This is a genomic window from Paenibacillus contaminans, assembly GCF_003285015.1.
In the GTDB taxonomy this organism is placed as follows: Bacteria; Bacillota; Bacilli; order Paenibacillales; family NBRC-103111; genus Paenibacillus_V; species Paenibacillus_V contaminans.
In genome coordinates this window covers 208114-231910 of record NZ_QMFB01000002.1, presented here as the reverse complement: position 1 = coordinate 231910, position 23797 = coordinate 208114, and the positions used below count along the sequence as shown (strand labels likewise).

Here is a 23797-nt window from a genome sequence, read left to right as displayed (position 1 = left end):
CGGGTGCATGACATCGATTTTCAGCTGTTCAGATCGAACATACACCGGCTTGACGTAGAGATTCAGCGCCGGTTGTTTTTCTCCTTTCGCGAGCTCGTGTACCGGGATCTCTTCATCATATTGAACGATCACGCTTTAGCGGAGGATGTCATTCAGGAATCGTTTATGAAAGCGGTCCGCAGCGGCCCGAAAACGCGCGACGGCTCCAATATGAAGGCCTGGCTCAGGCTGCTTTGCCGGAACACGGCATACGATTTGCTTCGCAAAAATAAAAAATACCGTCAGATTTGCGGCGTAGGACTCGTTAATACTGATGAAGAGGATAACTTTGCCGATCCGCATTCCGAGGGGGTCGAGCAGCTGGTCGAACGCCATATCCGCAACGAAACGTTAATCGAGGCGCTGCGGGAGCTGAAATACGAATACCGGATCGTTATATATTTGCATTATATTATGGATCTTAGCTATGCCGAAATCGGGAAGGAATTAGACGTTACGGAGCAGGTTCTCACGCAGCGATTGGCGAGAGCGCGCAAAAAGCTGGCAGGTTACTTTAGCGAGAAATGGGGGGATGCGCGATGACGCAACAGCCGCAAAAACCGCAAGAGCGGGATGAGACGGATGCGGCATTGGCCGAGGCGCTGCGCAGCGCGTTCGACAGCATTCCCGTTCCCGACCATGAAGAGGCCTGGCAGAGCATGCAAAAACGTTTGGAAGAGAAGCGCCGCCGCCGCAATTGGCGCAGGATCGGCAGATTGGGGACAGCCGCAGCATCGATGGTTGTTTTCATATGCATTGCCGCAGGCACGATTAATCCGGTTTTTGCTGTGACAAGTCTTTATTCCCTTGTGGTGAATAAAACGAAGGACGGCGTCGTGAACATTACGTTCAAACGGAATGACCGGGACGAATCGAAAGCTTTGACGGCGCCGCCTCCGGAAGAAGACCGATACGGTTCCGTCAGCTCGGGATCATCCGACGGCGCGCCGCCGCCGATCCCGAATCCGCCTCTGTCGCCAAATCCGTCGGAAGGGGGCGAGATCGAGTACAAACCCGTCAAAACGACGATCGAGCAAGCACGCAAGGAACTCGATTTTCCATTCTTGGCGCCTACAGAGCTGCCTGAGGGCTTTGAGCTTACATCCGTCGAGATATACAATATGCCGGATAAGAAGCCGGATATGGCTATGCTGAACTACCGAAGCAGAGAAACCGACGCTGCCGGCTTCATCATGATCAGGGAGTCGAAAATAGTGGGCGAGAGGGCGACCACTTTCGGTTCGTTCAGCGGAGAACAGCCTGAGGTGAAGGACGTGAAAGTATTCGGCAGCAAGGGCGTATTGATCGTGACCAAACGTACCGTTCGTTTGGAGTGGAGCACCCATGAGGCATATTACGAGATTACGTCATCCGTCGGGGAAGAAGCGACGATGAAGCTTGTCAATTCGATGAAATAAAAAAAGTTTTTTTAAAAGCGTAAGGAAATGCCGCAAACCTTCGTTAATACTATCGAAGGGAAACGGGGGTGGCTGAGCGTGGGCGAGGAGCGGGAGAAAAACCGCCTGTTGGCGGAGATGGAAAGAACGGCGCTGGAGGAAGCGGAGATTACCTGTTACAGGGTAGCATACTATTTGCTTCATATAGAGGATGCGGCAGTTCGGGCAGCCCGCTGCGCCCTGCTTGAGCTGGCTCGAGACGACCGGTTTTTCGACGGGCCGGAAAGTCAAAGGCATAAGCTTGTCAAAGCGGCTGCCATTAAGGCGTCGATTAGCGAGAAGCAGCAGCTGCTGCTTCGCAAGCAGGCACGCGCGGGTGCGGCGGAAGCTGCCGCTACAGAGAGCGATGCCGCCCGTTTCCCCTTGAGACAGACCGCCCGTTAACGGAAATACGGCAATTCAGCTTAATTACTATGGATGCAATCGAATATCGGCTTTATGAGCAATATTAGGGAAGAGCGGTCTCCTTCGGGGGAACGCTCGTTTTTTTTGACCGAAATAAACGTCACACTATGTGATGTTTTTCGGCGCCAGACAGGAGTTGCCGACTGGTAAGAAGAATTAATGATGCATGACATTCTTTTGGGAAGGTGAACGCATGCCGCAGGGCAAATACTTCAGAGTCGGGTATGGTATCGCACTTATTCTTCTCATCGTATTTTTGGCATCAAAGGTAGATTTCTTGTTCCGCCCGCTTGGGATCGTCTTCAGAACGCTGTTTTTTCCGATTTTCGTCTCGGGAATCCTATACTATATTCTTCGCCCGGTCGTGAAAGGCCTCACGCGTCTTAAGGCGCCCAAAGCGCTGTCGATTCTGCTCGTTTATCTCGCCGGTTTAGGATTCATTGCGTTGCTCTTCGTATTGGCGGGTCCGACGATTGCGAATCAGTTCCGTTCCCTCATCGCGAATGCGCCTAATTTGATCGAATCCGTTCAGAATCAAGTCAACAATCTGGAAAAAAATGAATGGATCGCCCGGTATTTGCAGCAAAACCAGCCTGACTGGACTTCAAACATCGGCGATTACTTAAATCGTGCGATGGCATCCGCGCTTAATTCGGTCCAAAGCATCATCGCGTTTCTGACCAATATTTTTATTATTTTGACAACCGTGCCTTTCATCCTTTACTACATGCTTAGCGAAGGGGAAAAAGTGCCTGGCGTTCTTCTTCGTCTTCTTCCGAATGATCGGGACGAAGACGGCATAGCACTGCTACGGGAGATGGACAATGTACTCAGCGCTTATTTGCAAGGCAAGGTTCTGGTGAGTTTTTGCCTGGGCGTCCTTCTTGCCGTCGGCTATTCGATCATCGGCATGGAATATACGTTTATTCTCGCCATCTGCGCCATGGTGCTGAATTTGATCCCGTATGTGGGGTTGTTCATCGGTATCATACCGTCCATTATCGTGGCCTTTATCGACTCTCCGTCGATGCTCGTACAGATGCTCATTGTCGTAATAATCGCTCAACAAATCGAAAGCAACATCCTATCTCCGCAAATAATGGGTAAAAAATTAAATATTCACCCGCTAACCATCATTTTGCTTCTGCTCGTTGCGGGAAGCTTCGGCGGACTGCTAGGCATGTTTCTGGCCGTGCCCACATTTGCGATCGTCAAAGTAATAGCCGAATACCTGTACAGGCTGTATCTGCTTCGGGCGAAACGGATCGGCAGCGGAGAGGAATGACCGGGTGAGTCGTTCCCTCGTCAGTGCGGTTCGACAGGCATTTTGTATATCACCGATACGATGTAAAAAAAGAGGGTGTCCCAAAAGGGAGTCAAGTGAGCGCACCCTCAAATGATGCAAAAAAACCTTCAAACCACTAGGCAAGTGGAGATGAAGGTTCTTTGTGTTAAACGAATTCACGTAGGAAGCGTGGACCGAAAATTTCGAAAGGGACTATTGGGACAGCCCCATACATGTATTGGACGATTATAGCTTGACCCAAGCGGTAAGGCCGTCCGGCTGATCCGGGTTGAAGCCTTTACGCGCCGCGCTCACCAAAGCAACGATTTGCGGGATGAAAATGAACGGTATGCCTTGAGCGGCAATGTCCAGCTCCGTATCCGTCACAACCGCGAGATCGACGTCCTCTACGGGCACGCCTGCCGCACGGTCGCCGAAGGCGATAATTTTCGCGCCGCGGCCGCGGATGTCCTGCATCAGCTTGCGCTGATGTCCTGCGCCGTCTTCCGTCAGCACGGCGATCACGAGCGAATCCGGTCCTACGGTTACCATCGGTCCGTGGCGGACGTCCAACAGATGGTGCGAGTGCGCTTGAACTTTAGCGATTTCGGTCAGCGCGATCGCGCCTTCCGCAGCAAGCCCTTGCAGCTCGCCATCCGCGAGTACGACGGCGTGGGACCATTCGAAATCGGCCGTTTCACGAATCGATTGCTCCACGCGGGCCATATACGCTTCGCCTTGGGAGATCGCTTTGCCGATGTCGGTGATCAACGCCTCGTCGTTTCCAAGGAATGCCGCAATCAGCAGGTTGGCCACGTAGAGATTGGTAACCGTCCGCGTTTGGCAAACGCTGTGGTCGAACGCCCAAGGAAGCTCTAGAGCGAAATCGGCTTTTTTGGAAAGAGGCGAGTCGGTAACGCAGGAAAGCGCCAGAACCGGCACATGTTTATCTTCTTGAATGAGACGTACGGCTTCCACGACTTCGCTGGTGCTTCCCGAACGGGAAGGCGCTACAAGCAGCGTGTTCTCAAGCAGAGGGCGATAACGCTTGGGATTCAGCATCAGATCGCCGCCGGCAAGCGCGATGGCGGAAAGACCTGCGCGCAGGCGAACGGAGAAAGCGGCGGACTCGCTCAGGGTGTAGCTGGAGCCGCAGCCGACGAATGCAATGGATGTCGCGGATTGCGCGCGGGCGAAATCGCTAATCGCCGATCTTTTGGACAGCATATAATCGTACGTTTGCTGCAATGCAGCATACTGCTGCTTAATTTCACTATAGGTTAAGCTCATGAATGGGGGCCTCCTCATCATTCAAATGTCGTGTAGTAAAGGTATTGCAATGTAATAATGCAATTTTAAATCATTTATTTGATTTTTTCAATCATAATTGTGATTACATCGATAAAATGCTAAACGGCGTCAATATCCGATTGACGCAGCCATTCGCTTAAGATATAGTTCAATTATTAAATAGTTCACATGTAGAACAGTTCAATCATGAAACGGTATCCGGATTCAACTATTCATGGATCGAACGGTTCTGAAGGTGAGCGCTCCGCATACAATTTGTAAAATCGGGCGAGAAGGAGGAGAAATGCGCTTGAAGGCCGATAAGCTGCAGCAATGGATAGAGCGATACATGGAAGCCTCATTCACCGTCAATAAACGGATCAATGCGACAATTCGGGAAAATATCGGCAGCGACTTAACGATCGAGCAGCTGTCCATTTTGCATTACATTCATAATCATGCTTCATGCACCTCTACCGAGCTTGCCGATATTTTTTGCGTAGGCAAAAGCGCCATAACGGCAATCATTACGCGCTTGGAAAGCAAAGGCTTGCTTGTGCGTGATCGGGACAGCAAGGATCGGCGGCTTGTCTACTTGCGGTTGACCGAAGAAGGCAAAGTGCTTCAAAAGGCGAGTGACGCAGGAATCAATGACGTGCTCGCTCCATACTTGGGGCATTTTACGGAAGAGGAAATCGAAACGTTCATCTCCAGCTACGAGAAGCTGGCGGAGATTTTACTGAAGGACGGAGGGAAGGCATAACCGATGAAATGGATTTTGAAATCGCGGTGGTTTTTATTGGTCGCCTGGATCGCCTTGGCGGCGGGACTGATGTTCACGGCTCCGAATATGGCCGATTTGGTAAGGGATAAAGGTCAAATCAGTATTCCGGACGGCTATTCGTCCACGCTGGCGAATCAAATTTTGCACGAGGCGAATCAGCAGGGGGAAGAAAAAAGCTCCGGCGGGGATACGGTGCTCGTGTTTCACGACGAAAACGGTCTCGATGCATCCAAGCTTGCGGAAATAAAGCAAGGGCTGGAGAAGCTTGAGGCCGAGAAAGAAAAATATGCGGTAACGTCCGTTATGTCGCATTTTAATCAGAAGGAGCTGGAGAAGCAGCTCGTTTCCGAAGACGGCAAAACCGTGATCGCGCTGCTCGGCGTCGACTGGTCCGTCGCCATGCCCGCTGAAATTAGCGAGCAGCTTTACAAAGCGGTGGAGAACATTAAAGTCGAGCACTACTTCACGGGCAGCGTCTTGATCGATGAAGACGTGATGACGAGCTCGCAGGAAGGCTTGAAAAAAACCGAGCTTATTACCGTCGCGTTTATTTTGACGATATTATTCGTCGTTTTCCGTTCGGCGGTCGCGCCGCTTGTGCCGCTGCTTGCCGTAGGCATCAGCTATTTGTCCGCGCAGTCGATCGTGGCGTTTCTCGTTGACCGGTTCGATTTTCCGCTGTCCACTTTCACGCAAATTTTTATGGTGGCGATTATGTTCGGGATCGGAACCGATTATTGCATCTTGCTGATCAGCCGTTTCAAGGAAGAGCTGTCGCATCGCGGCGACGTTTGGGCATCGATCGGCGCAACTTACCGGACGGCTGGTAAAACGGTGTTTTTCTCCGGTCTCGCCGTTATGGTCGGCTTCGCGTCCATCGGATTTTCGACCTTTATTTTGTATCAGTCGGCTGCAGCTGTTGCGGTAGGCGTCGGGGTGCTGCTGATCGCGCTTTTTACGCTGGTGCCGTTCTTCATGGCGGTGCTGGGCACGAAGCTGTTCTGGCCGTCCAAGGGCTCGCTGGAGCATAGCGAAAGCAAAATTTGGGGATTAGCCGGGCGGTTCTCTTGGAAAAGACCGGTCGTAGCGCTGCTGATCGTGGCGGCTATCGTCTCCCCGCTCTTATTTTCTTACGACGGCAAGCTTTCATATAACTCGCTGGACGAAATCGGCGACAGCTACAATTCCGTCAAAGGGTTCAATATTATTTCCGAAAGCTTCGGCCCAGGTCAATCGCTTCCGGCTAAAATCGTCATAAAAGGCGATAAGCCGATGGATAACGCCGAGTCGCTGGCGCTTATCGAGAAAATAAGCCGCGAAGTCGGCAAAGTCGAAGGCATCGAAGCCGTGCGGAGCGCGACGCGTCCTGTCGGCGAAGAGCTTAAGGATATGCTCGTTACCGAGCAAGTCAAGCAGCTGGACGACGGGCTCGGCAAAGGCACGGACGGCTTGAATCAGATCCGCGACGGGCTGGCGGAGGCGAGCAAAGGGCTGACGGACTCGGCGCCTGAGCTGACCAAAGCGGCCGATGGGGCCGGAGAGCTTGTTAAGGGCACGAATGCGCTGAAATCGGGTGTAACCGAGCTGTCCGGCGGCTTGAAGCAAATTGAAAAGGGCTTGCGTGACGGTACGGCCGGCGCCGGCGAATTGAAGCAGGGGCTGGAGCAGGCGAAGGCATCCGCCGAGCAGCTTGCCGCAGCAAGCAAAGAGCTGCTCGGCGGCTACTCGCAGATCGAAGCCGGACTTGAAACGTTCGGCGCGAAATACGCGGAAATCGAAAAAGGGCTGGCCGATTTGCCGCAGGCGCTAAGCGGAGCTTCGCGCAATATGGATAATCTTGCCGCCAAATATCCGGAGCTTGCGAAGGATGCGGATTTCCTGGCCGCACAAGCAACCGTGAGCCAAGTCGGGCAGGGAATCGCGCAGCTGTCCGGCGGTTTGCAGCAGCTGAACGCCGAGCTTGCGAAGCTCGGGCCTTCCCTGCAGCAGGCGAACGGCGGTCTGGCACAGGCGGCGGACGGTCAAACGCAGCTTGCGGGCGGACTCGGCCAAATTGTAGAGGGCTTGGATAAACTGCAGCAGGGCATCGGTCAGGCTGCGGCAGGCCAAGGGCAAATCGTCGCGCAAATTCCGTCGGTGATCGACGGCTTGCAGCAGCTGGCCGGCGGCCAGGAGGAAATTCAACAAGGCTTCACGAAGCTGGACAGCCAGCTGTCGCAGCTCACCAAAGGACTTAACGACAGCGTAGGCGGCTTATCGGAGGTATCCGGCGGATTGAAATCGGCTCAAGATTATTTGGGCGGTCTCGCCGCTTCGCCCGACGATAAGATGGCGGGCTGGTTCATTCCGGAAGAGGCGCTCCAAAACGCCGACTTCCAGCAAGTATTCGATACGTATATGTCCCAAGACCGGAAGGTCGTCACCTTCGACGTCATATTCGCAGGCAACCCGTATTCGACCGAATCGCTGGCGAAAATCGACGAGATCAAGGCTGCGGTCGAGCGAGGAACGAAAGGGTCTCCGCTCGAGAAGGCAGAGTTCGGCATCAACGGTGTAACCGGCATGTACTCCGATCTGGGGAAAATTTCCGATTCAGACTATTCCCGGACGGTCTTGCTCATGCTGATCGGCATCGCGATCATTCTGGTCGTGCTGCTGCGCTCGATCATTATGCCGGCTTACCTCATTTTGTCGCTTATTTTGACCTACTATACGTCTATGGCGATAGCCGAGCTTATTTTCGTGAATATGCTGGGGTATTCCGGCATCAGCTGGGCCGTGCCGTTCTTCGCCTTCGTCATTCTCGTGGCGCTCGGCGTAGACTACAGTATTTTCTTGATGGACCGGTTCAATGAATACAAGCACTTGTCCGTCGGCGAAGCGATTGTCGCTTCCATGAAAAATATGGGGACCGTTATTTTGTCCGCTGCGGTCATTCTGGGCGGAACGTTCGCGGCGATGCTGCCATCCGGCGTCATGTCGCTTCTGCAAATCGCCACCATCGTCATTTCGGGATTGTTCTTGTATGCGGTCGTCTTCCTGCCGCTGTTCATCCCGGTTATGGTGCGCACCTTCGGCTCAGCCAACTGGTGGCCTTTCCGGACGGGCGAAGGCGAACAAGCAAAGCGCCAAGAGCCGCATGGCATATCGGTTACCGTGACCGAGTAAGGCGAGTATAAAAAAAGCCGGCTTGCGGATCGAACGCATAGCCGGTTTTTTGCCGTCGCTTGAATTTGCTTCCTTTTTCCTATATAATGTAACCTAATTTCATTAAGGGGATGTTTGGATGTCTGCGTGGGTTCTTAACTAATTAATTTTATACGGCCAATTTCAAATGTTTCGTGAAGAAAATCCATGATCCGAATGGTTTATTCGTTCATGCGCGATTGAGATTGCCGATTAGTTAAGAACAACGGGCATCCGCCATATCTCTGGTTGACTGCGGGAAGCCGTGCTCTTATGCACGGTTTTTGTTATTTTGCGCTTCTTTTTTTCGGGAATTTCGCGTCTATTTTGACGTTTCTGGAATTCCATAGAGGCCGCTCGCAAGTCAATAACCCGAAAGGGAAGAAGATGGACGCTATGTTCATTTTCTTCCCTTTTTTTTGTGCAGAAAAAAACGGACAGGTGGGAGTAACGTGAAAAATGTTATCGAGGAAGCAAACGCGCGAGTACGTATTCAAGAGGGGACTCGGGTGATCGAGCAGCTTTTGTTAGAGTGTTATTTCAAACCGGGGATTTCTACAAAGGAGCTGGCGCGAAAAACGCTTTTGCCCGTTCCCGTTGCCGCGGCGATCAAGAAGGAATTGATTAAAGAGGGCGTGCTGGAACAGGAACGCGGCGTCCGCTGTACGGCCGAAGGAAATGCGTATATCGAGAACGACTGGGGATATAAGGGGCTGGACAAGACTTTGTACCAAAAGCTGGCGGCGAAGGAAACGGATTGGCGTAGCGAGCTGCCGGACGTGTTATCGTCGCTTCGGGACTTATTCCAAGCACGTCCCCAAGTCAATGTGCAAATCGATCAATCGAAGTGCACGCCGGAAACCAGTCTGGCTCGCGCCATCCTATGTTTACGGGACCACTCGCTGATCGGTAAAAAAGTGTTATGCGTCGGCGACGACGATTTTGTCAGCGTATCGCTCGGCTTTCTGCTGAAACGGTTGTTCCCGGACATAAACGAGCCTAAAGCCACGATACATGTCGCAGATATCGACGAGAGATTTTTAAGCTATATTCGAGAAATCGCCGGGCGCGAAGGGCTGCCGGTTACGTGCCATCGCTTGGATTTGCGGCAGCCGCTTCCGGAAGAGCTGCAAGGGCGATACGACTGCTTTTTCACCGATCCGCCTTATACGCTGCAGGGGCTGAATCTCTTTATTTCCAGAGGGATCAGCGGCCTCAAGAAGGCGAAGGGCCTGCCGATTTTCTTGTCGTTCGCCCATAAAGCCCCCGATGTTTTGCTGGCCATACAGCGGGAGTTTGTACGCATGGGGCTGGTGGCGAAGGAGGTCATTCCCCATTTTAACGAGTACGAAGGTGCGGAAATGATCGGAAACAGAAGCCAGATGATCGTCCTCAAGACGACGGAGCAGACGGCTCCGGATATCGGCGGGGCTTTCGAAGATGCGCTGTATACCGGCGAAGTCAAACGAACCGTCAGGACTTACCGCTGCAAGCAGTGCGGCCATTCCGCCGTCGTCGGCTTCCAGGAAGACATCGTGACGGTAGAACAACTGAAGAACGAAGGCTGCCGCGTTTGCGCGAACGATACGTTCGATCTGATCGGTAAGAAGACGGCGGAGCGTTCGGACGACCTCAGTCCGTAATGGAATCGGGGTATGGCTCAAGTAACGTAAATCCGGAGCATCGATCGTAAAAATGAGCCATACCTTCAGGTACTGGGGTCGGGACGCGATTGTCGCGGTACGTCCAGGGCAGTATTTTCATGACTTCGCGCAACCAAACCTTCAATTCCACAGTATAAGAGTGGGTTGAAGGTTTTTGCTTGTTGGCCGATGAAGGAGATGGGGAAGCCTGTATCGAATTTTGGAGAAGGCTGCTTATGTCATTTCTAACGGTGCGTATTCGTCGCTCGCAGGAGAATGTGGTAAGCTGAAACGAACAGGCTTATCGATCGTGAGCTTCTGCTTTGCAGCGATGCGAACCGTAGGATGGCCGTCGAGATTTGTCGCCCATTGCGGAGGTGTAGGAACATGATGAGAGCCATTCTTGTGGATGACGAGCGTTTGGCGCTCGATAGCTTGGAAAAACTGCTTTGCGAGCAAAGCGAAGTAGAGGTAATAGGCAAATACCGCGACCCGCTGCTGGCTCTTGAAGCGGCGCGCAAAGAGCAGCCCGACGTTGTTTTTTTTGACATCAACATGCCTGTCCTGACCGGTATCGAGGCCGCAGAGCAGCTTAATAACGATGTGCCCAGCGCGGATATCGTCTTTGTGACCGCCTACGACGAATATGCGGTCAAGGCTTTTGAAGTAAACGCGCTTGATTATGTGCTAAAGCCCGTCAAGCGCGACCGTTTGGTTAAGACGCTGCAGCGGCTGATCGACGTTCGCAAGCAGCGCCCGCAGGTGAACGAATTTTCCGCCAGCCCTGTTTTCATTCGCTGCTTCCAAACGCTGCAAATCGAGGTCGATCGCGGCGAGCCGCAATCGCTGCGCTGGCGGACGGCCAAGGCTCAGGAGCTGTTCGCCTACTTGCTCTACAGGTGCGGTCAGCCTGTCCGCAAAGGGACGCTGATGGACTTGCTCTGGCCCGATGCGGATTGGAAGAAGGGGCTTACCCAGCTGTATACGACCGTCTACCAAATGCGAAAAGCGCTAGAAGCGATCGGGGTAACGATCCGAATCGATAACCGCGACGAAGGGTATTTGCTGGATTTGAACGGTGCGGAGCTGGACGTGCTCGTTTGGGAACGAAGCATTCGCGAAGCGCCGGCTCTATCGGAAAATACGCTGCCGGTTCATCTGAAATTGCTGGAGCTTTACCGCGGCGACTTCTTGGCCGAGTACGATTATTTGTGGGCCGAGAGCGAACGGGAACGTTTGCGGATTATTTGCTTAAAGCATGCCGAGCAGGTTTCCGAGCAGCTTGCGGCGAGCCGCCGCTTCGTCGAAGCGATTGCGCTTCAAGAACGGATGCAGCAGCTAAGCCCTCATGCGGAAAACAGCTATTTTTCGCTAATGCGGCTTTATGATGCCATCGGCGATCGCCACGGCGTGGAACGGCAGGTTGCGCTGCTTACGGACATGCTGCTTAAGGAGTATGGCGTTCCCCTTAAGGGCGAAGTATTGAATTGGTATCGGATTTGGCAAGAGAAACGGCAGTAACGGAACGGAAAAGATCCGCAATCGGAGCAAGCCTGACGGCCGGCGCCGATTGTTTTTTATATCTGAATCAAGATTTCGGCCAGATCGTTCCCCTCAGAAGGCAGCAAAGCCGTTTTTACGAAAAATGCTCGATCGCCGCGCCTAATTTTCATCCTAGCCTGTGCCTTGATGGGGCATGATCGTTCATCCTTGATAGATGTGTTCAGAATTTGTTCATTGGCTTATTGTACAATTTTTCCTAATGTCAATGAATTTTGGATACGGCTAAGCGAGGGATGGACATGCATACGGTCATGATTGTGGATGACGCGGCGTTTATGAGGCAAATATTGCGCGGTATTTTTGAAACGATGGATTTTAAAGTAGTGGCGGAAGCGGGAAACGGCGAAGATGCGGTAAAGCATTACGGGCTGCTGCGCCCCGATCTCGTGACGATGGACATTTCGATGCCGGATATGGACGGATTTACGGCTGCCAAAAAAATGATCGCGCTCGACCGTCGCGCCAATATTATTATGTGCTCGGCGATCGGGAGGAAGGAAATGGTCATGCACGCCATCGCGATCGGGGCTAAAGATTTTATCGTAAAGCCGCTGATCAAGGAACGTCTGGAGCTTGCCGTACGTCATCTGCTGCCGGTTGAGAACGGATAAATACAGGGCTTTCCGCATTGCAGAGCGACGCTGTTCGTCCGGTTGCCGGATAGAGGCGTTTTTTTGTATGTCCGGGTAACCCGTTACAATTTTTGCAGAATACCGGCTTCGGTCATGCGCTAAATCTGGTATACTGGAAGGCGGACTTAACGTTCGGCAGAAATTGCGATAGGGAGCGTCAACATGGATTTTTCGGTACAGTTTCTTTCATTTATCGTCATACAGACGGAGGGCCAGGACGCCCAATCCGCCAAGAACTACAAGCACTATCAGACGCTGGACAGGGAATCTTACTACGAAAGCGAGATCAAGGAGTTTCTCGACGGCGAATTCGCCCGCATCTGCAAGCGCAAAGTGGAAAAAAATCCGAATACGGAAAATGCGCCGACCAAAATCGGAAGGTTTATCGTCGAGCCCGGGCACGAGCTGACAAGCAATCCGAATTATAATTTGCTTCAGCGGCTCCGCATAGCGGAATCGAAAGAGCAGTTTCATACGTGCAGCGACGATTTGGTGCGCGCTTATATGGAAACGAGCTCGGTTCGCGGCGGCGCGTTCGTCGTGGCTTCGGCCAAGCTGAACAAATATTTCGACGAGCCGTTCGTTTTCGTCATGAAATGCGACTTCGAGCCCAAAATCGCCTCGATTTCAGACGAGCACAGCCTCATTAAGAGCGTGCAGATGGCGATTAACGCGAGAAACATTAAATCGATCCAATACCCGCATATGCCGGAGGAAGGCACGCTGGAGGAATGGGAGCTGAAAATACATCAGGCGTCCCATGCCAAATATTTCGAAGATTTTCTCAAATTTATCGATTACGAAAAAGCGATTCCCGTCATCGTGAACGAGCAGGTCATGACGATGGTTCAGGAATATATGGAAGATAAGTGGCAGGGCGCGCAGAGCGAGGAACGCGAGCAAGAGGAGCAGAGCCTCGAGTTTTGGGCGGCCAGCGAGAAGCGCGAGCTGCAGGAAAAATGGACGCACGATACGGTAGTCGAAGCGACGCAGCGCATCATCGAACATAAGCCCGATATTGAAATGGCCTTCAAGCTGGACGGCGTCGCGATCAAAGGGCAGATGGCGCAGTTCGGCGAAAATGTGTTCATCGCGCGGCTGAACGGCCGCTATGCGGCGATCGTCGTCGGCGATTCGCTGCAATTCGATAAGGGCGTATCGCCGATCGAGCTGCTGCACCCCGAAGATTTGGAAGATGTCGTCAGCCGCATCAAGAAGCGGGACGATCAAGCGGCCGTCAACCGTTACGAGAGCGGCGACGGCGGCGGTACGGACGATAGCCCGCCTTGGTAGGGCTTGCCCTCAAACGCTTGATTAAGCTTTCAGCGCGTCGCTTCCGAGGGTGGAATGCGGCGCGTCTTGCGTCGTTCTGATCAGCGGCCAACTCCTTTTCTAGTTCCATTTTCGGTCTTCCGGAGGATTTACAAATACTTGATCCTCGTGGTAAAAAGAGGAAAACGGTGCATGTTAGGGTGGATGGTTTCTTGAAAGCCGAACAATTGATATCCACAAAGCTTTATACCCCGAATAACCCGCCGAATTTCATTGCGAGACCGCGCCTGCTGGCCAAGATGTCCCGTACGCTGCAATGCAGGCTGACTACCGTTACGGCTCCCCCCGGATACGGCAAAACGACGCTTGTCGGCGATTGGATTCGCCGTTTGTCCTGTCCTTCCGGCTGGATATCCCTCGACAAGGGGGAGAACGATTTGCAGCGTTTCTGGAGCTACGTAATCGCTGCTTGCAGGGGCGGAGGACTTGGCGTCGGCCAAAAAGCGCTGTCGCTGCTGCAATCGCCGGCAGCGCTTTCGGTCGAGCAGCTGATCGCGATTTTCGTTAACGATCTGGCCGCCGTTCAAGAGCCGATGGTGCTGGTTCTGGACGATTACCATCTGGTGGAAGCCGACGAAATACACCGCTCACTCCGTTATTTCCTTGAGAGTCTGCCCGTATCGATCCATGTTTGCATCATCAGCCGGAGAACACCGCCGATCCCGGTCGCCATGCTGCGTGCAAAAGGACAGCTAAACGAAATCGGCATCGGAGAATTGAAGTTCAGTCCGGATGAGATCGGCTCCTTCTGGACCGGGTATATGGGCGAGTCGCCTTCCGGCGAAGAGTTAGGCCTGATTGCGTCAAGCACGGAAGGCTGGATCGCAAGCATCCAGCTCGCCGCTCTTGCCCGACAGAACGGACACGGCTGGGCGTTGAACCAGTTTAACGGAAATCACAGATATCTCGTCGATTACTTGATGGAGGAAGTGATCGAGCAGCTGCCGGAGGCGGTCCGTTATTTCTTGATCAGGACGTCGGTTCTGGGGCGAATGAATGCCGATTTATGCGCAGCGGTTACGGAGACGGACGCGGCGGCAGAACTGCTCGGGCACATCGAACAGGCCAATTTATTCGTCATTCCGCTTGACGGCGAGCGGTATTGGTTCCGATACCATCATCTTTTCGGCGATTTTTTGCGCAGTAGATTGAAGCAGGAAGCCGCAGATGAGATCATCCGTTTGCATGCAAAAGCAAGCGACTGGTTTGACCGGAACGGCTGCCTCGAGGAGGCGATCGATCACGCACTGCTGGCAGGCGATTTCGAACGCGCCGGTGACCTGCTCCCCGAATGCGCAGTAAAGCTCCTGAAGCGAAGGGAGTTTGCGACGCTTTACCGCTGGCTTCGCCAGCTGCCTTCTGCGGTTGCGGAGAAGCCGCTGCCGCTGCTGATCCATGCTTGGGCCGATTTGCTGACAGGCAAGTTCGAGCGGACGAAGCTGAATCTGGCAAAGCTGGCCAAGGCGCAGGAGAGGCTCAGGGATAGCGGCGATAAACGGCTGATCGCGAAGGTTCGTGAGGATGCGATTATTTTTGCCAATATGAGCACGCTTATGGAAGGCAACTTTGAAGGCACCTACGAGCTGTTGCAGCGGCTTAACGAACGAGAGGCGCATTATATTTTGGATGAATCCGAAATCATGTTCGGCTTTATCGAAATGAATGAAGGCGTCGTTCCTTTGATCGGGGGGCTTTACGGGTTTTGCGGCAGGCTCGGGCATACGGAGGCCTATCACCGGCTGTATGGGGAATTTCTCGCCAAAAACGGCATGCAGGATTCCAGCTACAGCGCCTATCATCTTGCGGCGGTATGCGAGCTGCATTACGAGATGAACGATCTCGAACGGGCTGCCGCTTGCGCAACAGCCGCAATGGAAACGGCGGAGAAGCGCGGCTGTCTCGGCGCATATGTCCCCGCTACAGTAACGATGGCGCGCTTGAAGATGGCGGAAGCGGATATAGAGAGCGCAATCCGCATTGTGCGCGACGCAATGGGGAAGCTGCTTGGAATGGGGAAAGATGCGTCCCATTGGTACGGTTTGCTGGACGCTTTCTTGGTCCGCTGCTTGGCGGCGAAAGGGGACGCAGAAGGCGTCGATCGCTGGCTGTCGCGCCGGCCCCTTAACGAGCATACGCAAATCCCCGTTCATGAGCAATTCGAAACGCTGTCGCGGATCCGCATGCTGCTGTGGAGAGGGCGATTCGCGGAAGCGCTCGGAACCGCCGAACGTCTCCTCCGGTCGTCGACGGCTGCAGGACGGACGCTGGGGATCGTGGAAAGCAAGCTGCTTCTTGCGATTTGCCGTTATCGGGAGCGGGCAAGCATCGAGCGGGACGGCTTAAAGGAGCTGCACGAGGCGCTTACGCTAGGCGAGACGGAGCAATATTTGCGCACATTTGCCGATGAAGGCGCTCTGCTCCTGCCGATGCTTCGCAGCTACGCGGAGCTTCGCCGAAAAGGGGAGATGCCGGGGAATGAGGAAGGTGTTTCGCTCGATTACGTGAGTAAGGTGCTATCGGCCGCAGGTGAGCCGAGCCGTGATACGGATGAACCATCACGCGGGATGCGGGCCGGCGTTCACACGCTGACGGAACGGGAGACGGAGGTGCTGAGACAGCTTTCCTTAGGCTTATCCAACAAGGAGATCGCGGCCAAGCTAGTTTTGACGGAGGGAACGGTAAAGCTGCATTTGCACCGCATCTACGCGAAGCTTCAGGCTAAGGGGCGCGTTCAAGCACTGCGGGCCGCGAAGCAGGCTGGAATCATACGATGAACATACGGAAACGGATCGCTGACTAAGGCGGTTCGTTTTTTTTGATTTTTGGAATGATAAGCATTTATTTTTTCATCTATAAAGTACTTGCGCAAAAGATATATCCTCCAGTTATATCTTTCGATAGACTTCGGCTTCTCCCCCGCTTGATACAATCGGTTCAAGGGTTCGGTCCGATGGCGGAGGAATACTCCGGGCTTTGAGATACTTACCTAATGGGAGGGCGATAGTAATGAACGATACGTATGACGTTATTATTGTAGGAGCAAGGCTTGCGGGTTCAACACTTGCTTACGAGCTGTCCAAGCGAGGCTTCGGCGTGCTGCTTCTGGATCGTGCGGAGTTTCCCAGCGATACGTTATCCACCCATAATTTCTTCAACAATTCGCTGCTAATGCTGAAGGATATGGGGGTTCTCGACAAGCTGCTGGAGACGAATACGCCGGTATACCGGCGGGCCAAAATCGAGTTCGAGGACGCCGTCATCGACGGGCGCTTCCCTGAGGTAGACGGCGAGACGCGATGCCTTTGCATCCGCAGAACGCATTTGGACGGCATTTTGCTTGAGCATGCCCGTTCCCAGGCGGGGGTAACCGTCATGGAAGGTTTTAAAGTGTCGCAGCTGGTGATGGAGGGCGATACCGTGGCAGGCGTTATCGGGCAGAATCGGAGCGGGAATCGGCAGGAATACCGCGCCAAGCTTGTCGTTGGCGCCGACGGCCGGCTATCGGCGGTACGCCGGTTGGCGAACAGCGAGAGGCTGATCGGCGTTCCGACCGGATATGCTTCTTATGTGTGCTATCTCTCGAACTACAAGCAGGAAGGGGAAATCGGTCTCGAATTTTACAGGAAAAATGGAAATTACGCGATCGTATTTCCGACTAGCGATAACTTATATGTATTCGGGACCATGTTTCCGATGGATGACAAGAGGACGCTGGAGCGGTTTCAAACCGATGCGGAAGCCGGCATACGCGAGCTGATCGACCGCGATTTTGCCGGAACGACGCTGCAGCAGGGATTGGCTCACTCGAAAGTGGCGGAGCATGTCAAAGGCCTGCACGGCTATGACAATCATTGGTACCGGGGAATGGGCAAAGGCTGGGCGCTCGTCGGCGATGCGATTTGCTTTAAGGATCCGACGATCGGGCAAGGGATGCATGACGCATTGTTCGGCGCCCGGCTGTTGGCCGAAATACTCGCCGGCAAAGACGATTGGAACGGCAGCTGGGACGAATTGGCCGTAACGTACCAGCAGGAAATGGAGCGCAAGCTGATGTCCCGATTCCATCTGGGCTGCCAATTTTCCGTGAATGTGCCGTTTACGGAAGAGCAAATGGCGGTTTACCGTTTGGTAGAGGCCAATCCGGATTTAATTCCGCCTTTCTTCGGCATCTACAATTACGCTTTCGAGCTGGAGGATTTTCAGGCATTGGCGATGAAGAAGCTGTCTTAGCAGGCCGGTAACGGCGTAATTCCGGTATTGAGCGGGATTTGTTCCAGATACCGAGCCGGATTCGTCAATGGTCAATTCCGCCGGGAATGAGGCGCATAATGCGAGGCTTGTTCCAATTAGCTAGGCTGTCTTGAGTACATGCTCCGGGCAGCCATTTTACTGTACGGTCTAGGAAATGATGCGAAGCGATTTTGTGACGAAACAAGCCCCCCTAATGTTGCCAGGGTAGCCGCCCCGCATCTCCGTCGTCCGTCGCGGCTTTTTTCCCTTTTCCGATCCCAACATGCGGCTTCATGTTCTCTCTTGCTGCATCTGTGCGGCCATGATGAACCGGCACTTCCTTTACTTCTCTCCGCTTTCGAAAGTGCCACTCCCGCAATTCGATTTTGCCCAATTGGAGCAGGAGAATGGCCCTTGACTACCTCTCCAGTCCGACAACACCTGCTTACAGAGCGGTTTTACAATCTCAACGTGAAAAACCTCACTCCAAGTAGGTAAAATCGAACTCCAGCACTGCACCGCGCGTTCTTCTTCTCTTCAAGTGGGCAAATTCGGACTCCAGCAGTCCCTTGCCTATTGGCACGTGGTTTCGAGCGAGCGGCAAATAAAGCCGAACAAACGAAGCGAGCTGCAGTCGCTTAACCTGACAATGATGCCCCTCACCACCAGTCGGAATTAGAAGGAAACTTTCATTTTTGGGGACATTGTTTCGCGTACCGGAGAACGTTTTGAAGGCCTAGTATCGTAGACAATGGTAGGCATACCTTTTTTGAATGATAGCCATCTCTTTTCAGGCCCCTAAAAATTCACATAATAACGCAATAAATAAGAACGTATGTTTGATATAATGTGCTATATGCTCCGAAAATGTTATAATGAACGGGAGTATCACCAAGGAAGCATAAGCGTTTTAAGCCACCAAACGATTTTATTTTCAAACGGCTTTTTGGAGAAGCGGAAACGAAAGAACTGCTTATTCATTTGCCGAACAGAAGCATATGGACCGGGCTTTTTTTAACGAATGGGGTGAGTGTTTTGCTAGCAAAGCTGCTTTTGGAATCAAGCTCCACAGTCATTTTCTCCGGCGCAGGGATGTCCACTGAAAGCGGACTGCAAGACTTTCGTTCTGCCGACAGAGGAATGTGGAATAACCGAAATCCTATTGAGCTTGCCGACATCGAAGCCATCGATTCGAACCGATCGGAATTCGTTCGTTTCTATCAGTGGCGTATTCAAGAGATGAACTCGCATCTGCCTAACGATGGGCACCATATACTCGCAGGCTGGGAGAAAAAAGGATGGATCAGCGGCGTAATCACGCAGAATGTGGAAAATTATCATGAGCAAGCGGGCACTGCCCGAATTGCAAAACTGCACGGAGATCTTGGAACGCTGCGTTGTATGAATTGTAATAAGCAGTATGAATCTCAGATGTATTTAAAGCCCCGTGAGATGACTTCGTGCAGTTGCGAAGGGTTTATAAGACCGAATGTCGTACTTTTCGGCGAGATGCTTCCGGAAGCTTCGTTTCGTCTAGCCGATAGCCTTATGGAAGGTGTCGAGCTTTTTATCGTACTTGGCTATTCCTTACAGGTAAGTCCCGCTAACCAGTTCCCCAGGCTGGCCAAAAACCGCGGCGCAAAGCTGGTCATTATCAACCACGACCCGACCCCTGCCGATCGATATGCGGATTTGGTCATCAATCGTTCCATAGGTGAAACTTTGCGGGAAGCGGATGAAGAAATAAGGAGTGTACGAGGAAACTCGAGATAATTTAATACATTGTTAGTTCCGATAAATCAAGTACTACGTTTGCCGCCACAAGTAAATCTAATCCGAGAAGTCCATTAATCTCAAGCATCTCGTGCAAAGTGCCAACATCGAGATTAAAGTCCTTAATCTGGAAGTCTCCTAAAGTAACAGCATCAAACGACTTTCTAAAACAACTTTCCTCGCCGCCGATGCCGAAGGCACTAACGATTTTGTCTCCGGTTTCAAAATATACACCAATATCAGCTACAACATCGGCGGATAGCAGGGTGTGGGAAGCACCGGTATCTATGACTAGTTTGTCAATGGTCAAGGCCTGTCCTTTGTAATTAATGATAATCGAGGTTTGCAGCAGTCCATCTACGAGATCAATTTTCATATCGGACGACTCCCCGTAAGCCTCTAAGTGTACGGAGTTCAATGTTTAGCTCTTCATTCGAGGTGTGGGATACGATGATACCGTCCTTTGAACGAAGCAATTCCCGGGTTGCCTCTTGGGGATCTTGGATCGCTTTAATTAAGGCAACCTCATCCACATATTTAATATTTCCTTCAGTATGGGATGCGAGGATTTGCAGCTTTACATATTGATCGGGATAAATTTTGCGAACTTCTTCCCATTGCATGGCTGACACCTCCGCTTCGTATACATACACTTTTTTCTATTATATCAGATATCATGCAATCATTGATCTCCTCTCAACAATACTTCATAAGTTTGCAGGCAGCCCTTTAACGATAACCGAAGCCGAGATCAGACTCATTTTAAAAGAGTTGCATCAACAGGCTGGTTGACGATTCGTTCGGAACGGAAAGCTAAGAAGTTTAGTCGCCTCAGGTTGAGCAGAAAAAAGTCCCGAATCACGTGAATCGTGACGCGGGACTTTATACGTTCACAAAAACTTCCGATTATGCTTCTTCCCGTCGAAGCTGAACAATACCGGCTTATCCTCGACAACGGATTGAAGGTAGACCGTCTTGCGCCACAGCTTCTGCACGAAAGGCAGCGTTTTTTCGACGTATTTCAAATCCAGCTCGATGCCCTCGTAGTGATGCTTCAGATAAAGCTCGCCGTTGCCGTCATAGTCGCCGTTCTCGACGACGATATACGGGAAGCCGCCGTTGACGCGCGAGTAAACCAATTGATCGCGGATCGATTCCCATGTTTTATCGGTTATTTTCCACTCCGCGCCTTTCTTCTCGAATACATACAAATCCAAATCCTCGACCAGCTTCTTCGTCAGATAGCTGCGGACGAAGGAGGTGTCCGAATCGAATTCGCGGACCTCGAATATTTTTTTGCGGCCATCTCCGCTTACTCGCCCGTGGCGGTCTTTCTCCTCCTGCGTCGGCTCATCCCAGCGCTTCTCGATGTCTTCGAATATTTTCAGACCGAGGTAGTAGGGATTCAAGCTATGGCGTGACGGCTGCACGACTCCGGAATTCAGCTTCGAAAATTCGATCGTTTCCTCGGTCGTCAGATCGAGCTCCCGCATGATGCGAATATGCCAGTACGAAGCCCAGCCTTCGTTCATGATTTTTGTTTCCATCTGCGGCCAGAAATACAGCATTTCGTCGCGCAGCATGGTTAAAATATCCCGCTGCCATTCCTCCAGATGAGGGGAATATTCCTCGATAAACCAAAGCAGATCCTTTTCCGGCTTCGGAGGGAACCGTTTGACCTCCTCATCGTCGTCGGCCCCCCCATGCACGTCGAGATCCCATAAATCCTCGTAGCCGGTCAATGGCTTGCCGTTCCGGTTCGTATCTGTCCCGTCATCAGGCCGTTTTTTTCTTTCCGCATAGCGGTACGGCTTGAACATGCTCGGGTCGACATGTTCTTGAATGGCGAGTACGGCGTCAAGGAATGTCTCTACTTGCTCCGTACCGTATTGGATTTCGTACTGGCGAATGCGCTCGGCCGTTGCGGACATGCTTTCCACCATATTGCGGTTCGTGCGCGAGAAGCGGGCGTTGTTCTTGAAAAAATCGCAATGCGCAAGGACGTGCGCGACGATCAGTTTGTTTTGGATCAGCGAGTTGCCGTCAAGCAGAAAGGCGTAGCAGGGATCCGAGTTGATGACCAGCTCGTATATTTTGCTTAGGCCGAAGTCGTATTGGGTCTTCATTTTATTGAACGTTTTGCCGAAGCTCCAATGGCTGAAGCGGGTAGGCATGCCGTACGCGCCGAACGTATAAATGATGTCCGACGGACATATCTCGTAACGCATCGGATAAAAATCGAGCCCGAAGCCCGTAGCGATTTCCGTTATTTCCGCTATTGCTTTTTCCAGTTCTTTGATCTCGTGCGGATACATGCGGCCACCTCAATTCGCTTCCGTTTTGATGAAAAACGTCCGGAGCGCTTTATAAACTTCGCCCTTCTCGCGGATGATGCAGTATTGAAACTTTGGATTGTGAATGCTGCGGTAAGCGGACATGAGCGTGCTGCTGCGGTTGTATTGGTTCACTTCTCCGTAGCCGAACATGTTGCTGGATTCGAGCAGCCGGTCGATCAGCTTGACGCAGCGCTCGTTATCCGAGGTCAAATTGTCGCCGTCCGAAAAATGAAACGGATAAACGTTATAGTTCAGCGGATTATAACGCGTTTCGATGATATCAAGCGCTTTCTGATAAGCAGACGAGCAAATCGTGCCGCCGCTTTCGCCTCTCGTGAAAAATTCTTCCTCCGTCACTTCCTTCGCCTCGGTATGATGCGCGATAAAGACGATGTCGACATGCTCGTATTTGGTGCGCAGGAAACGGGTCATCCAGAAAAAAAAGCTGCGGGCGATATATTTTTCGAAGCTTCCCATCGAGCCCGATGTGTCCATCATGGCGAGAATAACGGCATTGGAATGCGGCTTCTGAACTTCCTCCCATGTTTTGAAGCGCAGATCCTCGGGGGTGATGCCGTGTATGCCCGGATGACCGGAAAACGCGTTGCGGCGCAGGTTTTCGATGATCGTACGCTTTTTATCGATGTTGGACATAATCCCCTTCTTGCGGATGTCGTTGAAGACGATGTCCGACGTTTGCATCTTTTCCTTCTGTTTCTGCTGCAGTCGCGGCAGCTCCAGCTCTTCGAACAGCATCGTTTGCAGCTCTTCCATGCTGATTTCGGTTTCGTAGTAGTCTTCCCCCGGCTGATCGCCGGCTCCTTCCCCTTTGCCGGCCCCGGGCGCAGGCTGCGGATCGACGCCTAACACATCGCCGACTTGACTTTCGCCATCCCCCTGACCGACGTGCTTCGCTTTGTTGTAATTGTAACGAAACCGGTATTCGTCCAGGCTTTTGATCGGGACCTTGACGATTTGTTTGCCGTCGGACATGATGATGCTTTCGTCGGAAACGAGGTCGGGCAAGTTTTGTTTGATGGCCTCGCGCACTTTTTGCTGATGGCGCGTTTGGTCCTGATAGCCTTTGCGATGAAGCGACCAATCTTCACGGGAAACGATAAACAATGGATTCGTCATGCGAGACACCTCCTGAAGTGTTTCTGGAAGAAACGCAGCTTCGTAAGCGGCAAGTCGCAGACTTGCTGCTTGGTTTGTGCAAACAAAACGACTTCGAAAGCATACGCCGGCATTTGCTGAAGGAGTTCGGCTTAGTAGCGGCAAGCTGTGATGTGCGAGCTTGCGTGCACGTTTTGGGTAGGCACCAGCGCTATGACAAGTAATTTTAAGGTCAATGGTAGGGGTGGTCGGGACAACGAAAAAAAAGTGCTTGTTATCAAATATATTCACCGGGGACGGGGATATGTGACTGGAACGGGTGCCTATTTTGCGAAGTTGCCGTCCGGAGCGGGTTTCCGGCATGTTATTTGCCGCCTACATGGCGTTTTTCGTAATGGTAGGAAGGGGCGGCAGAAACTGTTTTACTCGCTGATTCGATAAAAGCGCAGCCGCAGGAAGCGGCGTATACCGCGATAGCAGTGAACCATAGGAATGATTAGCGAGCTTACCGCCATTCGTTTTCACCGAAGACAAGTTTTAATATTTATTCCTATAATAGAAAAATCAGGTATGGCCAATCCGGCTCCGAAGGCAGGACTTGCGCGTCTTGAGCACGAATTAATAAGGGCGTGTCTGGAAACTCCGAGGAGACAGATTTTGCCGAATTTTCGTTCCATGCAAGGCGCGTTTGTGAAGGCGTACCGGGGGTACGTCAAGCAAACGGAA

General features: G+C 52.3%; 18 protein-coding genes. 13 read left to right on the top strand and 5 right to left on the bottom strand.

Annotated features, from left to right (window positions below; genetic code table 11):
- The first annotated feature begins 3 nt into the window (after positions 1-3).
- From DQG23_RS05305 to DQG23_RS05290, 4 genes are all read left to right on the top strand, one after another.
- Positions 4-582 (top strand): RNA polymerase sigma factor, encoded by a 579-nt coding sequence (locus tag DQG23_RS05305; RefSeq protein ID WP_238177757.1) that lies wholly within the window; start codon positions 4-6, stop codon positions 580-582.
- Entirely contained in the window at positions 579-1457 is an 879-nt protein-coding gene (locus DQG23_RS05300) for a DUF4367 domain-containing protein (protein ID WP_158560312.1), read from the top strand. The genes DQG23_RS05305 and DQG23_RS05300 overlap by 4 nt, the downstream gene beginning before the upstream one ends.
- Positions 1458-1535: 78 nt before the next feature.
- On the top strand, positions 1536-1880 hold the full coding sequence (locus DQG23_RS05295) for a hypothetical protein (protein WP_146762250.1): 345 nt from the start codon (positions 1536-1538) through the stop codon (positions 1878-1880).
- 214 nt (positions 1881-2094) lie between these two features.
- On the top strand, positions 2095-3186 hold the full coding sequence (locus tag DQG23_RS05290; RefSeq protein ID WP_113029768.1) for an AI-2E family transporter: 1092 nt from the start codon (positions 2095-2097) through the stop codon (positions 3184-3186).
- 246 nt (positions 3187-3432) lie between these two features.
- On the opposite strand, the gene DQG23_RS05285 is transcribed toward DQG23_RS05290, so the two are convergent.
- Positions 3433-4476, bottom strand: coding sequence for an SIS domain-containing protein (locus tag DQG23_RS05285; RefSeq protein WP_158560311.1), 1044 nt, complete (start codon positions 4474-4476; stop codon positions 3433-3435).
- A gap of 304 nt (positions 4477-4780) precedes the next feature.
- Here DQG23_RS05285 and DQG23_RS05280 point away from each other — a divergent pair, with 304 nt between their 5' ends.
- From DQG23_RS05280 to DQG23_RS05225, 9 genes are all read left to right on the top strand, one after another.
- Complete coding sequence (locus tag DQG23_RS05280) at positions 4781-5239, top strand: MarR family winged helix-turn-helix transcriptional regulator (RefSeq protein ID WP_113029766.1); 459 nt, start codon at positions 4781-4783, stop codon at positions 5237-5239.
- Between the two features lie 3 nt (positions 5240-5242).
- Positions 5243-8428: an MMPL family transporter gene (locus DQG23_RS05275; protein WP_113029765.1), complete on the top strand. Its 3186-nt coding sequence runs from the start codon at positions 5243-5245 to the stop codon at positions 8426-8428.
- Positions 8429-8898: 470 nt separating this feature from the next.
- Positions 8899-10089 (top strand): bis-aminopropyl spermidine synthase family protein, encoded by a 1191-nt coding sequence (locus DQG23_RS05265; protein ID WP_113029763.1) that lies wholly within the window; start codon positions 8899-8901, stop codon positions 10087-10089.
- Between the two features lie 387 nt (positions 10090-10476).
- Positions 10477-11610, top strand: coding sequence for a response regulator (locus tag DQG23_RS05260; RefSeq protein ID WP_238177756.1), 1134 nt, complete (start codon positions 10477-10479; stop codon positions 11608-11610).
- A 281-nt stretch (positions 11611-11891) separates the two neighbouring features.
- A complete protein-coding gene (locus DQG23_RS05250; protein ID WP_113029761.1) occupies positions 11892-12263 on the top strand; it encodes a response regulator in 372 nt (123 codons plus the stop codon).
- Positions 12264-12446: 183 nt separating this feature from the next.
- Positions 12447-13577, top strand: coding sequence for a DUF3900 domain-containing protein (locus tag DQG23_RS05245; protein ID WP_113029760.1), 1131 nt, complete (start codon positions 12447-12449; stop codon positions 13575-13577).
- Between the two features lie 191 nt (positions 13578-13768).
- Positions 13769-16390, top strand: coding sequence for a winged helix-turn-helix domain-containing protein (locus tag DQG23_RS43380; RefSeq protein ID WP_113029759.1), 2622 nt, complete (start codon positions 13769-13771; stop codon positions 16388-16390).
- A 232-nt stretch (positions 16391-16622) separates the two neighbouring features.
- Positions 16623-17846, top strand: coding sequence for an NAD(P)/FAD-dependent oxidoreductase (locus DQG23_RS05235; protein ID WP_113029758.1), 1224 nt, complete (start codon positions 16623-16625; stop codon positions 17844-17846).
- Positions 17847-18881: 1035 nt separating this feature from the next.
- Positions 18882-19619 carry an NAD-dependent deacylase gene (locus tag DQG23_RS05225; RefSeq protein ID WP_113030017.1) on the top strand — a complete coding sequence of 246 codons (738 nt, stop codon included), beginning with the start codon at positions 18882-18884 and terminating at the stop codon, positions 19617-19619.
- A 1-nt stretch (position 19620) separates the two neighbouring features.
- On the opposite strand, the gene DQG23_RS05220 is transcribed toward DQG23_RS05225, so the two are convergent.
- The 4 genes from DQG23_RS05220 to yhbH all read right to left on the bottom strand — a co-directional run bounded on the left by DQG23_RS05220 (position 19621) and on the right by yhbH (position 23092).
- Entirely contained in the window at positions 19621-19995 is a 375-nt protein-coding gene (locus DQG23_RS05220; protein ID WP_113029756.1) for a retropepsin-like aspartic protease, read from the bottom strand.
- Positions 19985-20242 carry a hypothetical protein gene (locus DQG23_RS05215; protein ID WP_113029755.1) on the bottom strand — a complete coding sequence of 86 codons (258 nt, stop codon included), beginning with the start codon at positions 20240-20242 and terminating at the stop codon, positions 19985-19987. The genes DQG23_RS05220 and DQG23_RS05215 overlap by 11 nt, the downstream gene beginning before the upstream one ends.
- Positions 20243-20509: 267 nt before the next feature.
- A complete protein-coding gene (locus DQG23_RS05210; protein WP_113029754.1) occupies positions 20510-21934 on the bottom strand; it encodes a SpoVR family protein in 1425 nt (474 codons plus the stop codon).
- Positions 21935-21943: 9 nt separating this feature from the next.
- Positions 21944-23092: a sporulation protein YhbH gene (gene yhbH, locus DQG23_RS05205; RefSeq protein ID WP_113029753.1), complete on the bottom strand. Its 1149-nt coding sequence runs from the start codon at positions 23090-23092 to the stop codon at positions 21944-21946.
- Positions 23093-23797: the final 705 nt, after the last annotated feature.

Bases quoted from the DNA above. Each gene is read 5' to 3' on its own strand.
- DQG23_RS05220 (WP_113029756.1), bottom strand. From the start codon at position 19,995: ATGAAAATTGATCTCGTAGATGGACTGCTGCAAACCTCGATTATCATT.
- DQG23_RS05245 (WP_113029760.1), top strand. From the start codon at position 12,447: ATGGATTTTTCGGTACAGTTTCTTTCATTTATCGTCATACAGACGGAG.
- DQG23_RS05300 (WP_158560312.1), top strand. From the start codon at position 579: ATGACGCAACAGCCGCAAAAACCGCAAGAGCGGGATGAGACGGATGCG.
- DQG23_RS05210 (WP_113029754.1), bottom strand. From the start codon at position 21,934: ATGTATCCGCACGAGATCAAAGAACTGGAAAAAGCAATAGCGGAAATA.
- DQG23_RS05290 (WP_113029768.1), top strand. From the start codon at position 2,095: ATGCCGCAGGGCAAATACTTCAGAGTCGGGTATGGTATCGCACTTATT.
- DQG23_RS05235 (WP_113029758.1), top strand. From the start codon at position 16,623: ATGAACGATACGTATGACGTTATTATTGTAGGAGCAAGGCTTGCGGGT.
- DQG23_RS05215 (WP_113029755.1), bottom strand. From the start codon at position 20,242: ATGCAATGGGAAGAAGTTCGCAAAATTTATCCCGATCAATATGTAAAG.
- DQG23_RS05275 (WP_113029765.1), top strand. From the start codon at position 5,243: ATGAAATGGATTTTGAAATCGCGGTGGTTTTTATTGGTCGCCTGGATC.
- yhbH (WP_113029753.1), bottom strand. From the start codon at position 23,092: ATGACGAATCCATTGTTTATCGTTTCCCGTGAAGATTGGTCGCTTCAT.
- DQG23_RS05260 (WP_238177756.1), top strand. From the start codon at position 10,477: ATGATGAGAGCCATTCTTGTGGATGACGAGCGTTTGGCGCTCGATAGC.
- DQG23_RS05280 (WP_113029766.1), top strand. From the start codon at position 4,781: ATGCGCTTGAAGGCCGATAAGCTGCAGCAATGGATAGAGCGATACATG.
- DQG23_RS05285 (WP_158560311.1), bottom strand. From the start codon at position 4,476: ATGAGCTTAACCTATAGTGAAATTAAGCAGCAGTATGCTGCATTGCAG.
- DQG23_RS05250 (WP_113029761.1), top strand. From the start codon at position 11,892: ATGCATACGGTCATGATTGTGGATGACGCGGCGTTTATGAGGCAAATA.